Below are 14,441 nucleotides of genomic sequence, written 5' to 3'. Positions count from 1 at the left end.
GTTTGCCGGTTTCGGCAAACTGCGCATTCGTTTCGAACGGCGTCTCGACATTCATAGTGCTTTGCTTTCCTTGGCTGCTGCCGTTATCTGCTCGCGCTTCGTTGATGACTTGTGTTAGCGGCTCTAAGCATTTCAACGGTGACCTGGCCAGGGACACGAAGAAAATTCCCCACCAACCCAATCGGATGAATATGAAACACATTCGACGCAGGGAAGTCAGCCAGCCCGGCCTTGACCGCATCCCACCAGACCAGCTTCTCACTCCGCCTCTGTTCCTCGATGTGCTCCGGCTTCGGCCCCGTGCGCTGCTCAATGGCAGCAATCAACTGCTTCCACTTGTCCGGATTCGCCCACTCGCTCTCGTGCTGAATAATCAGCCTCGACATGCGCAGCGCCGTCCATGGGTCGCTCGATGCGTTACGCAGGTCATCGGCCGCCTGCGCGCGGTCACCAGCCAGCTTCAGCGCCTGGTAAATCGATGTCATCAGCGGACTGAGCTTGCCCAGAGAACCCACGTCCGGCACGTCTGCACCGATCGAATAGTCGACAAACCCGTTCGTCGTCGCAAACAACGTATGCGTCGGATCATGCGCGTCGTCCAGCGTCTTGAAGTCCACCCATTTCTGCGCAAACTCCCGCGTTACGGTTCCGCCCGCAAAGCTCTGTTCCCGCACCCAGCCATCAATCGGCTGATGACGGACATCCGCGCTGTCAATCTTCCACCAGCGCCGCTTGTCGCCATCGCTCCCAGCCACTGTCTCGATGTACTGACGATCCGCACTTCCCTTCGCAAGCGCACCTAGTGGAAAGACTTCGATTACACCAGTCTGTGGGGCTTGAGCCCCTTCCTCATCGTGCCGCTTGTACAAGGTCGTCCCACTATCGATCCGCTGAATCGTTGGCTCGCTGGGAAGGACCAACTGCTGCCACGCACTGACATGAGCGCCGTTCTGCCTGATCCAGGCACGCCCAGCGTCGATGAATGACTTGACGCTGTCGTCACAAAAGACTTCGATGTGCACCATCCGGTTGCCGGAAGTCTGCTGGGACAACGAATCGTAGCGCCCAAGATGGCCGATCAGTTCCCCCGCCTTCACCGGGACCACTTCGGACGGGCTAGACAACACGACTACCCGGTCTAGTGAAGAATCTGGCATCACCTCCTTGACTACCGGACCACCGTGTTCTTCCCCAAGAAACATCCATCCGCCCACTGCCGGATGAGCGACGCCACCTGCGGTCCCCGGAAAGGGCGATACACCGCTCGCATCTTTAATCAGCCCCCAGTTGCCATCGCGTTTTCCAACGCTAACCTGCGCCCCGTGCGGGAGGATGCAGCGCACCTTGCCATGCGGCTTTGATACCCGGACTCGCAGCCCCCGCTGATCGGCGGGTGCCGACTGGCCACCTGACCCGATTGCGGGACGGTCCTGCGCATAGGTGGTCACCTCGAAGCGCGGCGCCCAGTACTTCGGTTTGGGAAGATGCGCGTCGTTCTCGTAGTCCGCAAAGTCCTGCAGATGTGCGTACAGGCTGTAAAAGGTCAGTTTCCTGTCTTTGGGAAAACTCCATTGAATGGCGCACCAATGCGAAACCCGTGCTGTACGGTGCACTGATCGCAGGCTGCCCGTTTCGCGCAGGAATTTCACTTATCGGGTAGATGCGATCGACGCGCCATGCCACCACTTCGCCATCCGCGATACAGCGCACCCCGCCCTTCAGATCCAGTGATGCGCCTGCGCCCGCTTCGGTCACGTGTATTCCGCCGTGCCACATGCCTTTGCCGCTGACCGCGTAGGCGCCGGAAGGCTCCCGCCTCAACAGTTGGTGAAACTCATGCTCATCTATAAAGTCTGCAGGCGGCCCATCCGTGCCTTGGGCCTTCTTGCGAAACGGATACGCAAAAGCAAGCAGTTTCACGGGCGTGCTGGGTGGATTCGACGGTCGAGTCATATTTGCCATGATTGTGCTTATTCAGAAAACCCGAAATTCATGTTTCCCTCGACGTCTTGAAGGGGCGCACCGGGCCAGCGTGGGAAGGTGAAATTGCCCTGCGCGGGACCTTCGACATCTAGACCGCCCTTGACCTGGACTTCGCCTGGACTCGCGATCTCGATCTTTCCGTTGGCGATCTTTAGATACGCGCCTGCCCCATCACCCAGCGTGATGCCCTTCGACCCAGTAATGATCACTGCGCCTGTTGACGAGCTGACTGCAACGTTGGTAAGCGCCATCAATTCGAGCGCATCACCCTGAGCTTGAATCTGGACTTTTCCCTTTGCCGCGAACAGCCGGATGCCGAGCTTCGCGGCAAACAACGAAATCGCCTCCCCCGCCGCCGCAGTGATCCTCCTGAGCGCGCCAAAGTCGATTCCTTCACCTGCTGTAACGAACATTTGCTTTGCCGCGGCCAACTGCATATGCTCACCACTCACCAGACCAACGCCTTCAGGTGCGCTCGCCACGATCACCGGCTTCCGTAGTTTTGCGATCTTCTGCTCGACGAGCGAACGTTGCTGATCGACTTCGGCCAGCAACGCCTGCGCGGCTCTTGCTGAATCATTGAGAGAGCGCAGGACTTGCTCCGCTTGCTGGAGCGTTGCGTCCGCGTTAGGCATCGTGAGCTGCTCGCCCGTAGCACCGGGCTGTGCTTCGGCGCTAAGCAACACGCCTTTCGCCGCCCGGGCTGACAGATATCCATCTGTCCTCAGCTCGGCGCCGTGACCCCGCTCCCTCCTCTCCCCATCAACCATATGCCCCAGATTAAGCTCACTAGTCTGAAACGGCGTAGCCAGATGGATATGCTCAACCCCTTCCTTATCCTCCATCCGCAACTCATTCTGCGCCGCGGTCCGAACGATATTGCGAGTGTTGTTGAGGTTATTGACGACATCCGGATGCAAACTGTCGTGCATCGCCCCGATGATCACCGGCCGATCCGGATCCCCAGCGGTAAACACGATCGCCACTTCCGCCCCATCGATCAACGGAAAGTGATGCCCATAACCATCTCCGCTATACGGCTTCGCGAACCGCACCGGTCGGCTCGTTCCACCCGGGCTCCACTGGTCGAGATCGAACGGCAGCACGATCACATACCAACCTTGCTCGGTCAGATACGCATACTTATAGTTGCCAGGCGACGTAACCCGTGCCGGCAAGATCCCATCGATGGCAGGCCGAGAAATCGACGTCATTGAAGTCCGCCACACTCGATCGGACGGGATCCCTTCGAATGTCACCTGATACGCGTGGTCACGAGCGCCCCGTGACTTCACTGAAGTCACGAAGATTCCGTGCCTCGCATCGGCTGGATTCGGATGGATCGACATGACCTCACCAGCCTCGAGCCAGAACGGATTCCCCGTGCCCGTAAAAGCAACCTGAGCGGCCAGATGCGCCTCATGCCGCAACTGGGCAATTCGCTGCCCCTCTTCAGGTGTTTCGTAGTGCTCGCCCCAGTGGTAGTCGACCCCGTTCGTCGTGCTGTCGCCGCGTACTGTGTTCTCCTCGACAAGCAACGACACACCGGCCTGGCGATGGTTATAGTCATGCAGCCGCACCGCTTCGGTCACTCGCCGCGTTCGCCGCTCGAGCGAGGTGATCGCATCCGCGCCGACACTCTCGAGCCCCGAATCGCGCCGCAACGGCACGGTTCGCTGCTTGCGTGCGTACGCATCGAGATCGTCGCCGAATACGATCATCGCGCGGTCTTTCTTCTGATCCCACCGGAACCACATTCCTTCCCGCGCGCAGAGCCTCTGAATGAATCTGAAGGTCGTCTCGTGATACTGCGTGACGTACTCATGGCGCTTGTACTGCCCACGCAACTGAAACACGAAGTCAACCCCGCTGCGATACCCGTAGTGGCGTAACGTATCGGTAATGATTTCCTCGACCGACTGTTTCTGAAACAGCCGGCTCGTCACACCGCGATCGAGGTCGGCGAGTTTCGGTTCCAGCACGACCCGATAGCGCGTTTCATCAACCGAGGTGTCGAACTCGTCGAACTGCGTCACGATGCCGTGAATCGTGTGCGCGGGCGGCCTCGCGCTGAACCGCCCGGCGTTCTCGCCAAACATCTTGCGCAGATAGTCGATATCCGGATCTCCCGGTTCAATGGCGAACCGCGCCGGACGTCCCAGCACCTGATCCATCGGAATACCCGCTACCGGGCTTGTGAATTCGATCTCGTACTTGTACAACTGGCTGACCTGATCGACACCACTGAATTTCAAGACGGAGAACGGCGCGGGATGCGGCGCCAGCTTCAATTCATAAGCCTGCAACGGCGATACCATCGACATGGAATTCCTCTTGAATGCGCAGCGTCACGACGTCGCCGGAGGCAACCGCTAACGACCGCTCCGGCAACTCCCCCGAAAACTCTTGCAAAAAACTCCCGCTCAGTTCTTCGCCTTCGGCATCTGCGACACCAATGACAGACCGATATCCATGCCCTCGACCTGGAAGTGCGGGATGATGAAGAGCTTGATGCGGAAGAAGCCCGGGTTGTCGTCGATGTCTTCGACCGTCACCTTCGCTTCACGCAGCGGGTGCGACGCCTGCAACTCATCACCCGGATCCTTCATCTCGGTCACGAGACCCTTGATCCAGTTGTTGAGCTCGAGTTCCAGCAGCCGTCGATCCTTGGTCGTTCCAATGTTTTCTCGCTGAATCAGCTTCAGGTAATGCGCGATGCGCGATAGCAGGAAGATGTAAGGCAACCGCGCGTTGATGCGGCTATTGGCAGTCGCTTCCCTAGTCTCGTACAGCGCCGGCTTCTGTGTCGAATTCGCCGAGAAGAAACACGCGAAGTCGTGGTTCTTGTAGAACGACAACGGAATAAAGCCGAGATTCGCAAACTCGAACTCGCGCGTTTCCGGAATCAGCACCTCGGTCGGGATTTTCGGCTGCACGCCGGTGCCGAGGTCATATAGGTGGACCGGCAGGTTCTCGACTTTGCCGCCCGCCTGCGGACCACGAATCTGCACGCACCAGCCGTTGTTCACGAAGCTACGGGTCATGTTCGCCGCAAACGCGAACGACGCATTCACCCACAGATAGCGGTCGTGGTCCGGGCCCTTCACCGCTTCCTCGTAGTTGAACGCGCGCACAGGCGTCGTGTCCTTTCCGTAGGGCAGACGACCAAGCACGCGCGGCATCGTCAAGCCGACGTAGCGTGCGTCGTCCGTATCGCGGAAGCTCTTCCACTTGATGTACTCGGCACGATCGAAGTAGTTGCCGATATCCTGGATCGCCGCGACTTCTTCCATTGACTTCTTGCCGAAGAACGCCGCGCCGACCGAGCCGATGAACGGCATGTGCGCCGCCGCCGCGACCTTCGAGATATTGCGCAACAAAGCCACGTCCTGCGGCGAATTCGCAAACTCGAAGTCACTGATCAGCGCGCTGATGGGTTGGCCGCCCGGCGTGTCGTATTCCTCGACATACGTGAGGCGATACAGGCCGCTCTGGATCAGCTCAGGCGTGTCTTCGAAATCACGTTGCAGTGCATCTTTCGACACGTCGAGCACCTCGATACGCGCGTTCTTGCGGAAATCCGTGCGCGACACCAGCATCTTCAAACCACGCCAGCGGCCTTCGAGCGCCTGGAACTCGGGCGTGTGCAGCACAGCATCGAGCTGGCGGCTGATCTGACGATCGAGCTGGCCGATATGAAAATCGAGCAGCGATTTGTCGAGGCGCTCGACCGGCTGGCTCGATTGCGCAACGAGCTCGAGAAACGCGCCTATGCCGCGCGCGATGCGCTCGTCGGCCGACGCCTCGGACAGCATGTCGTTGTCGCGGAACGCCTCGAGCGGGCGCGCCTCTGAAACGGGTTTCAGGTTGATCTTGTTGCACAGCGACGCGTAAACGCTGTCGCTGGCGAAGGACGCGTCCTGAGCGGCATCCAGCACAACGGTCTCGGTCGCGCCCTGACGCGATTCATTCTGTTCCATTTGTATTCCTGTCTGCGTTTTTGCAGCGATGTAGTTCCAAGGCAGCGAAGGACCTTCTTCGCCCCTCCCTCGGCTTCAGGCATGGCCTTCCGGCCGGGTCGCGGCCGTCGCGATTTGCGCGAGCTCGCCGCGCAGCCTGTCCGACAGACGCTTGTCCTTCAGGACCTTTTCGAACTCGCGGCGGAACGTGCCGTTGTCGAGCAGATTCGACTTCAGGTCACGCAGCAGATTGCGCATCGCCAGCAGCGCCTGCAACTCGGGAATCTGACGCGCCACCTGCTCCGGCTCAAAGTCCTTTATCGCGCGGAACGCGAGCTTGACCGGCAACTCGGACCCGTCACCGGCGAGCGTGTTCTCGGCGGCGATCTTCAGGTCCGGGGCGTAATCGGCCAACACGGCGTCGAAGTTGTTCTTGTCGATGTTGACCTTCGTGCGCTCAGCCAGCGGCGCCTGCTCGCGGCCCGCGCTGAAATCACCGGCGACCAGCAGCTTCAGAGGCAGCTCGACCTTCTTCTGGGCGCCGCCCGTGTGCAGGTCCAACGTGATTGAGACGCGACTCTTCGGTATTTCGCGCTGAAAGCTGTCCATACGTATTCCCCATGTAGTCCGATTCGATGCGCCCGCAGATCTCGCACGGTCCGACGCGGCGGCTCCCTTCGCGCGAATATCCGGGAGCGCGAATAAATAGATATACGCGACTCACAACGGATTGCGACGACACCCTTCTTCAAGGCTTCGACGCGCGCGACTTTTTTAATACCACCAATATTAAAGCAGATGTATTGTCGCGACGTCAAAGCCTATTGATAACTCAAAAACAGACAAAATGTGAAAAAGAGTGAAGCAATTCCTGATTCGGAATTATCTGACTACAGCGCCGCTGTCAGCCCATATACTTCCTTGCGCACGTTCAGTGAGGAACCCTCGTCCCGACGGCTGCTCCACGAGTTCAGCGGGAACGAACAATTTCCCGAATTTGTTAATTTAGCTTGCATAGTTTTTAACGCTATCTCAATTAAATATCGCCTCCTCAGGATAAATGCATCCCACATCTCAATATAAAATGTTTGAACTTTTGTGATATTTTTTAATTTTGATATAAATATGGGTATACGATTTCCAAATAAGACGTATAGAATCCGCAATCCCGGAGCAATCCGGATTAAATGACCAACACTCGAGAGACCAAAACACCTATGCGGATCGACAAACCGCTCTGGCACGAGGGCCTCATCCTCACGCAGCAGCACTTCCAGCAGCAGGAACGCTGGGCCGGTTTCGCGCTACAGCAGTTCGCTACCTGCGCGCTCGCCGAGCCGTGGGGCACGCTCGGCGTCGAGGTCGACGAAGAAGCATTGGCGACGGGCCGTCTGAAGATCACGAGGCTCAAGTTGCGCTTCGCGGACGGCACGCCGATCGACACCACGCTTAGCGACGCTCTGCCCGCCGCGCGCGATCTGACAAAGGGCATGGCCGCCGACCTGCAAAGTGTCGTCGTGCTCGCGGCGCTCGCGTTGCCGGATGCGAACGGCAATAACTGCCGGTTTGACGAAACGTCGCTTGCGCGTCCACGCCGCGCGTATCGCGAGTTCGTCAAGGTCGTCGATCTGAACGGCGGCAGCGAAACCGAGATCGCGTCCGAGCGCCACGCAGTGCGCTTGCTGTTCGAATTCGAATCGCATGCAGACGACACGGTCTGCGCGATCGCACGGCTCACGCGCACCACCAGCGGCCAGTTTCAGGTCGATCATCGCTTCGTTCCGCCGTGCCTGACGCTCGGTAGTCACCCTCTGCACCTCGAGCGCATTAATCGTCTGGCCGATATCCTGCAGGCGAAGAGCGTCGTGCTCGGTGCGCGTCGCAACGAACGGCTGGAGCAGGTCGCCGAATATGGTGTCGCCGACGTGCAACTGTTCTGGCTGTTGCACTGCATTCACGCGGCGTGGCCGCAGTTGCGGCTCTATGCGACGCATCCGCGCCGCTCGCCCGAGCAGCTGTACACGACGCTCGCGCAACTCGTGGGCACGTTGATAACGTTCTCGACGCGCGCCCAGCTCGCCGACGTTCCCGCCTACGACCACGCGCGCGCCGACGAGGTGTTCACGAAGCTCGAGGCCACGATCCGCGAATTGCTCGATGCGATCATTCCGTCGCGCGTCGTGTCGATCGGCCTCACGCGCAAGAGCGCGACCACGTGGGCGGGTCAGTTCCTCGAAGAGCGTATCGTCGAAGGCGCGGCCGACTGGTATCTGTCGGTCAGCGCGCCGATGCCGGCGTTCGAGCTCGCCGAGCAGTTCCCGCGTCTGTGCAAGATCGGCGCGCCCGACGACGTCGAGCACATCGTCAACTCGGCGCTGCTCGGCATTCCGCTCAAGGCGGTAGCGCGCGTGCCGGCCGCGATTCCGGTGCGCCTCGATAACCAATACTTCGCGCTCGATGCGGCGAATGCCGCGCACGCGAAGATGCTCGCCGCGCGCGCTTGCCAGATCTATCTGCCGGCGTCGGTGCCCGACGCATCGCTCGAACTTTACGCGGTACTGCGCTGATGAACGCCCTGCCCCGAAACGCCACCAAAGTGGCGTTGCCCGATAGCATGGCCGGCGCGGCCCGGGTCACGCGTGAAGGCATTCGCGATCTGCTGCGAGACACCGCGCTGCTCGTTACGACGCTCACGCCCGGGGGCCACGTGGAACACGCAACCGACTTCCGCAATCGTTGCGGATTGCTGATCGCGAACTTCTCGACGGAACTCGAGCGGCGCGGCTATGCGGACGAAGTCCGCCGCGAAGCGTTGCTCGCGCAATGCGGGCTGCTCGATGAAGTCGCGCTGCGCTATCTGCCGGCAGAGAGCCGAGCGGCGTGGGAACTCAAACCGCTGCAAGTCGAGCTGTTCAACCTGCACGACGCGGGCGAGCGCGTGTTCGAACGGCTCGAGGCTCGCATGCGTGAAGCGTCGCCGCACGTCGACCTGCTCGAATGCTATGCGGCGATTCTGAGCCTCGGCTTCATCGGCCGGTTTGCGCGCGACGGCGAAGCGGAACGTGCGGCGTTGATGACCTCGCTGCATGCGCAGCTGGAAGACCTTCGCCCGGCGCCCGCATGTACCTTCATTGCCGATCGCCCTGATCGCCGTTTGTCCGACTGGTTTTGCCGGCTCTCGCCATGGACAACCGCGGGGCTCGCATCCGTAGTCGCCGCCATCGTCTGGGTGGTGTGGTCGACCGCGCTCGACGCACAGCTAGCGCAACTCGTGGAAACGAAGGTCACCCGGCCGTGAAGTCCGATCTGCGCATCCTGCCTGAGACGCCGGCGCGCACGCCCAAGCGTGCGTATGAGGGGCTTGGTTATCCGTTGCGCGCGATGCTCGTGTTCGCGGCCGCGCTGGCACTCGCGGTGATCTGGTTCGTGCTGCCGGGAGGACGTGGCGTCGCTCCGGTGCTGACGACGGCCGTCGCCTTGCTCGTGTGCGCACTCGTCGGATGGCGCACGATGTGGCTGTCCAGCGCGCGCGAACGCAGCGCGCAAGTGTTGGCCGCGCTCGGCGCCGCGACCGCCGAGATTCCGCCGAAGCTGCGCACCTGTATGCCGCTTGTGCTCGTCACCGGCGACGGTCTGCCGGCTCTGTTCGATCGCAACGACGAGGAGCGCTTCGCACATGTGGGCGACGGCGCTATCTGGTTGCGCGTCGATGATCCGCAGCAGTTGCCGCGTCTCGCGGTGGCGCTCAGGCAGTGGCGCGACGGACGTGCGCCCGATGGCGTCGTGCTGTCGGTGGCGCCCGCGCTGCATGTCGGGCCCGACATGCTCACCCAGAAGCTGCGCGTCGTGCGCCATTGCGTCGCCGATGCCGCCCGCACGCTAGGCACGAGCCTGCCCGGCTATGTCGCGGTCTATCAGCGGCTGACCACACGCCCGCCCGGTTTGTCGATGCCTGCGTGGTACGGGGTGTCGTCGGCGAAGCGAATCGTCGATGCCGAGCGTTTCGAACTCATCGTCCGCGCGGCCGAAGCCGAGACTCAGCGCCTGCCTCGCGACGCGGGCACTGGCACGGCTGCCACCACTGCTACAGGTGCCGCGCGCGCGGCGGCGCTCGCGTCGCTCGTCGGCTGGACGCAGCGCGTCGTGATCGGCACGTTGACCGACCGGATGCATCCCGCCACGCCGTGGGAATTGTTCGGAGCCGGTTGGATCGAATGCGGTCCGGCAAGCGGTTCGGCCGATCCGTGGGAACGCGACGTGCAGAGGCAAACCTGTGTGACACGCGCCATCGTCGGCGCATCGCCGCTGCCGTGGCCGCTGCCGCAACCGCTGATCGAAGCAACCCCGCGGCGCTACTGGAGGTCGCCGCGCCGCATCGCCGGCGCGCATGCGCTGACCCTGCTCGCCTGCGCGGCCGCCGTCGCATCGTGGTCCGCCGCGGAAAACAACGAAGCGCTGCTCGACCGCATCGGCGCCGATCTCGGCCGTTATTCAATGATTTCGGCCGCGCACGACAACGCGAAACGCGACGCACTGCACGCGCTCGTCGTCGATCGCGATCAGCTCGACCGTTACGCGCGCATCGGCGTGCCGTTGCGACTGGCGTTCGGCATGTATCGCGGTGCACAGGTGCTGCCAGCGCTCGACACCGCGATCGCATCGTACGTGCCCCCGCCTGCGCCGCCGGCGGTCGTCATGCTCGACAGCATGTCGCTATTCGACAGCGGCCGCGCTCAGCTGAAGCCTGGCTCGACTCGCGCGATGGTCGGTGCGCTCGAAATGATCAAGGCGTATCCGGACAAGCGGATTCTGGTCGCCGGGCACACCGACAACGTCGGCAATCCGCAGAGCAATCTGAAGTTGTCCACCGCACGCGCGCAAGCCGTGCGCGACTGGCTGATCGACGTGTCGGGAATCGCGCCGACGCAGTTTGCGATTCAGGGCTATGGCGATACGCGGCCGATCGCGAGCAACGCGTCGGACGACGGACGCGCGAAGAACCGGCGTGTCGAAATCACGCTCGTGCCGGACGCTCGCACCACCCAATAACACTACAGTCTTTCGCCCCCGAAGCATCGCGCTTCGGGATTCAGAAGCTCGGGGGCTGCTCCGGGCGGTTTTCGCAGTAGAAAAATCAAGGAGTGGAAGGTATGGCAATTCCGGCCTACATGTGGCTCAAGGACGACGGCGGCGCTGATATCAAGGGTTCGGTGACGGTGCAAGGCCGCGAAGGCAGCGTCGAGCTCGTCGCGTTCGATCACGGCGTGCATATCCCGACCGACGGCAACACCGGCAAGCTGACCGGTACCCGCGTGCACAAACCCATCACGCTGACAAAGGAAACCGACTCGTCGACGCCGTACTTGTACAAGGCGGTCACGAGCGGTCAGACGCTGAAGTCGGTCGAGATCAGGTGGTACAAGATCGACGACGCCGGCAAGGAGAAGGAATACTTCAACACGAAGCTCGACAACGTGAAGATCGTCGCGGTCAAGCCCAAGATGTTCGACATCAAGAACCCAGACTACGAGAAGCACAACCACCTGGAAGACGTCGAGCTGCGTTACGAGACGATCACGTGGTCGTACAAGGACGGCAACATCATCCACAAAGATACCTGGAACGAGCGTTCCTGATTTCCGCGTGATATGCGAGACCAGCGCGTCGACGCGCCCTTACCGGTCCGCGGGGCGGGCTGGTCCTTTTTCATCGGCGAGTGCACCGCGTGCTCGCCGCTTCCCTCCGTGACCGGACTGCCGACATGAGCTTGCGCGACGACCGAAGAAGCGCCTTTGGGGACACCACTCAGCTGCTGCGCCGACTGAACCCACACTGCGCGCAGGCGCTCGAAGCGGCCGCCAGTCTTTGCCAGACGCGGCTGGCTGACGAGATCACAGTCGAGCACTGGCTGCTGAAGCTGATCGAAGCCGGCGACGGCGACATCCCCGCTATCGTGCGGCATTACACGATCGACATCGGCGCGCTGTGGGATGCGCTGCTCGGTGCAATCGATCGTCTGCCGCGCAATCTGCGCGGCAAGCCCGCGCTGTCGCCGCAGCTAGCGGCACTGCTTGCGGATGCATGGTTTCACGCGTCTTCGGAGAGCGACCGCGCGCGAATCCGCTCCGGAAATCTGTTGCAGGCGATCGTCGATACGCCCCATATACTGCGCGCGCAGCATGCGTGGCCATTGCTTGCCGTCAGCAGCGCGCAAATTGAGCGTTTGCTGCCGCGAATTGCGCATCAGTCGTGTGAAAGTGACATCGAAATCGAAAGCGGAAGCGAAGATGACGAACGGCAACCCAAGCGGCCGCAACCTTCGGCGACCGCCTCGGTGGCGAACGTCGTCTCTCGCACAACGGAGGCAACACCTGCCAGCGCCGACGCCCTCGCCCGCTTCGCGCTCGATCTGACCGACAAGGCGCGCCGCGGCGACATCGATCCGGTATTCGGGCGCGACCGCGAGATCCAGCAGATGGTCGACGTGCTCGCGCGCCGTCGCAAGAACAATCCGATTCTCGTCGGTGAGCCGGGTGTCGGCAAGACCGCGCTCGTCGAAGGGCTCGCGTTGCGAGTCGTCGATGGCAGTGTGCCGAACGTGATCCGCGACGTGCGCATCCTCACGCTCGATCTCGGCTTGCTGCAAGCGGGCGCCGGCGTAAAGGGCGAATTCGAGCAACGCCTGAAGAACGTGATCGACGAGGTTCAGGCTTCGGCCGTGCCGATCCTGCTGTTCATCGACGAAGCTCACACGCTGATCGGCGCCGGCAATGCCGCGGGCGGCGCCGACGCCGCGAACCTGCTGAAGCCCGCGCTCGCGCGCGGCGAATTGCGCACGATCGCGGCGACCACTTGGTCCGAATACAAGCAATTCTTCGAGCGCGACGCCGCGCTGGAACGCCGCTTCCAGATCATCAAAGTCGACGAACCCGACGACGACGCGGCCTGCCTGATGCTACGCGGTCTGAAAGCCCGCTACGCCCAGTACCATCACGTGCACATTCGCGACGAAGCACTGATCGCCGCGGTCAAGCTGTCGCGTCGCTACATACCCGCACGGCAGTTGCCGGACAAGGCCGTCGATCTGATCGACACCGCCGCTGCGCGCGTGCGCATGGGGCTCGACGCACCGCCGGCCGAGTTGCAACGCGCGCGTGCCGTTGCCGCCGCGCTGCAGCTCGAACACGCGACGCTCGCAGACGACGAACGCGCCGGCATCGACGACGGCGAAGCACGCCGCGGCGCGCTGGGCGCCGCGCTCGCGAACGCGAAGACCGAACGCGCGGCGCTGCAGGCACGCTACGAACAGGAACTCGAGCTCGTCCAAACGCTGCATCGCCAACGCGATAGCGACGCTGTCACGCGAGATCCCACCGCGTTCGCGCAGGCACGTCGCGCACTCACGACCGCACAAGGCAAGGCCCCGTTGATCTTTGCGGACGTCGACGCCCGGGCGATCGCACGTGTCGTCTCTGAATGGACCGGTGTGCCGGTTGGCAGCCTCGTCGAAGACGAACTGCAAAGCCTGCTGACGCTGGAAACGCAGCTCGCGACACGCGTCGTCGCGCAGCACGACGCACTCGCCGCGCTGTCCGAAAGCCTGCGCACCGCCAAGGCGGGGCTCAAGAATGAACATGCGCCGCTCGGCGTGTTTCTGCTTGTTGGGCCATCGGGCGTCGGCAAGACCGAAACTGCGCTCGCGCTCGCCGATCTGCTGTTCGGCGGTGAAGCCGCGCTGACGACGATCAATATGTCTGAGTATCAGGAGTCGCACACGGTCTCACAACTGAAGGGCTCGCCGCCCGGCTATGTCGGCTATGGACGCGGCGGCATTCTGACGGAGGCGGTGAGGCAGCGTCCGTATAGTGTCGTGCTGCTGGACGAAGTCGAAAAAGCGCACCGCGATGTACTCGACATGTTTTATCAGGTGTTCGATCGCGGCATGATGCGCGACGGGGAGGGGCGCGAGATCGACTTTCGCAACTGCGTGATCCTGATGACGTCCAATCTCGGCAGTGCGCAAATCGATGAGACGACCGCGGAAAACCCCGGCGTCTCGCACAACGAACTGCTCGAAGCGATTCATCCGCAGCTCGTCGGCCACTTTCAACCGGCGCTGCTCGCGCGCTTCCAGACGCTCGTGTATCGCCCTCTCGATGCGAGCGCGCTGGCCTCGATCGTGCGCCTGAAGCTCGCTAAAGTCGCGCAGCGTCTACACCGCCAGCACGGCGTCGAACTGAGCTGCGACGAAGCGCTGATCGATGCGATGGCCGAGCTGTGTCTCGCGCGCGATTCGGGCGCGCGCAATGTCGATGCGTTCCTGAATCAGCGCATTCTGCCGACGGTATCGCGCGAACTGCTCGCGCGGATGGCATGCGGAATCGCTCCCGCCAGGATCTTGCTGACCGGTTCCCCCGAAGGCAATCTGACGATCGATATTGTCGATCGCGAAGAAGCCGTTGCTGAGCATTCAGCGCACGGCTGACGGTGCGCCACTCG

9 protein-coding genes and 1 pseudogene are annotated in these 14,441 nt (G+C 61.9%); 6 read left to right on the top strand and 4 right to left on the bottom strand.

The window, feature by feature from the left end; translation table 11 throughout:
• Positions 1-118 (top strand): annotated as a pseudogene (locus tag VSR82_RS34860) (IS5/IS1182 family transposase); the annotation flags it as partial.
• On the opposite strand, the gene VSR82_RS34855 reads toward VSR82_RS34860, so the two are convergent.
• The 4 genes from VSR82_RS34855 to tssB form a co-directional block, all read right to left on the bottom strand.
• Complete coding sequence (locus VSR82_RS34855; RefSeq protein WP_498858504.1) at positions 84-1,649, bottom strand: hypothetical protein; 1,566 nt, start codon at positions 1,647-1,649, stop codon at positions 84-86. The pseudogene VSR82_RS34860 and the gene VSR82_RS34855 overlap by 35 nt on opposite strands.
• Positions 1,650-1,970: 321 nt before the next feature.
• The gene (locus VSR82_RS34850) at positions 1,971-4,307 is read right to left on the bottom strand and encodes a type VI secretion system Vgr family protein (protein WP_498858503.1); all 2,337 of its coding nucleotides are present in this window, start codon (positions 4,305-4,307) and stop codon (positions 1,971-1,973) included.
• A gap of 99 nt (positions 4,308-4,406) precedes the next feature.
• The gene (gene tssC, locus VSR82_RS34845) at positions 4,407-5,963 is read right to left on the bottom strand and encodes a type VI secretion system contractile sheath large subunit (protein WP_498858502.1); all 1,557 of its coding nucleotides are present in this window, start codon (positions 5,961-5,963) and stop codon (positions 4,407-4,409) included.
• A 75-nt stretch (positions 5,964-6,038) separates the two neighbouring features.
• Positions 6,039-6,551 carry a type VI secretion system contractile sheath small subunit gene (gene tssB, locus VSR82_RS34840; protein WP_368587150.1) on the bottom strand — a complete coding sequence of 171 codons (513 nt, stop codon included), beginning with the start codon at positions 6,549-6,551 and terminating at the stop codon, positions 6,039-6,041.
• A 608-nt stretch (positions 6,552-7,159) separates the two neighbouring features.
• Between tssB and tssK the strand changes: the two genes are divergently transcribed.
• From tssK to tssH, 5 genes are all read left to right on the top strand, one after another.
• Positions 7,160-8,509 carry a type VI secretion system baseplate subunit TssK gene (gene tssK, locus VSR82_RS34835; RefSeq protein WP_498858505.1) on the top strand — a complete coding sequence of 450 codons (1,350 nt, stop codon included), beginning with the start codon at positions 7,160-7,162 and terminating at the stop codon, positions 8,507-8,509.
• Positions 8,509-9,240 (top strand): DotU family type IV/VI secretion system protein, encoded by a 732-nt coding sequence (locus tag VSR82_RS34830; protein WP_498858501.1) that lies wholly within the window; start codon positions 8,509-8,511, stop codon positions 9,238-9,240. The genes tssK and VSR82_RS34830 overlap by 1 nt, the downstream gene beginning before the upstream one ends.
• The gene (locus VSR82_RS34825) at positions 9,237-10,991 is read left to right on the top strand and encodes an OmpA family protein (RefSeq protein WP_498858500.1); all 1,755 of its coding nucleotides are present in this window, start codon (positions 9,237-9,239) and stop codon (positions 10,989-10,991) included. The genes VSR82_RS34830 and VSR82_RS34825 overlap by 4 nt, the downstream gene beginning before the upstream one ends.
• A 101-nt stretch (positions 10,992-11,092) precedes the next feature.
• On the top strand, positions 11,093-11,578 hold the full coding sequence (locus tag VSR82_RS34820) for an Hcp family type VI secretion system effector (RefSeq protein ID WP_018434322.1): 486 nt from the start codon (positions 11,093-11,095) through the stop codon (positions 11,576-11,578).
• A gap of 125 nt (positions 11,579-11,703) precedes the next feature.
• On the top strand, positions 11,704-14,427 hold the full coding sequence (gene tssH, locus VSR82_RS34815; protein ID WP_498858499.1) for a type VI secretion system ATPase TssH: 2,724 nt from the start codon (positions 11,704-11,706) through the stop codon (positions 14,425-14,427).
• The last annotated feature ends 14 nt before the right edge of the window (positions 14,428-14,441 follow it).

The sequence above is a fragment of the Burkholderia sp. JPY481 genome (assembly GCF_038900515.1).
GTDB lineage: Bacteria > Pseudomonadota > Gammaproteobacteria > Burkholderiales > Burkholderiaceae > Paraburkholderia > Paraburkholderia youngii.
This window is presented reverse-complemented; position numbering and strand designations above follow the sequence as displayed.

Coding starts and splice junctions, on each gene's coding strand:
- tssB (WP_368587150.1), bottom strand. CDS start 6,551: ATGGACAGCTTTCAGCGCGAAATACCGAAGAGTCGCGTCTCAATCACG.
- VSR82_RS34820 (WP_018434322.1), top strand. CDS start 11,093: ATGGCAATTCCGGCCTACATGTGGCTCAAGGACGACGGCGGCGCTGAT.
- tssC (WP_498858502.1), bottom strand. CDS start 5,963: ATGGAACAGAATGAATCGCGTCAGGGCGCGACCGAGACCGTTGTGCTG.
- tssK (WP_498858505.1), top strand. CDS start 7,160: ATGCGGATCGACAAACCGCTCTGGCACGAGGGCCTCATCCTCACGCAG.
- tssH (WP_498858499.1), top strand. CDS start 11,704: ATGAGCTTGCGCGACGACCGAAGAAGCGCCTTTGGGGACACCACTCAG.
- VSR82_RS34830 (WP_498858501.1), top strand. CDS start 8,509: ATGAACGCCCTGCCCCGAAACGCCACCAAAGTGGCGTTGCCCGATAGC.
- VSR82_RS34850 (WP_498858503.1), bottom strand. CDS start 4,307: ATGTCGATGGTATCGCCGTTGCAGGCTTATGAATTGAAGCTGGCGCCG.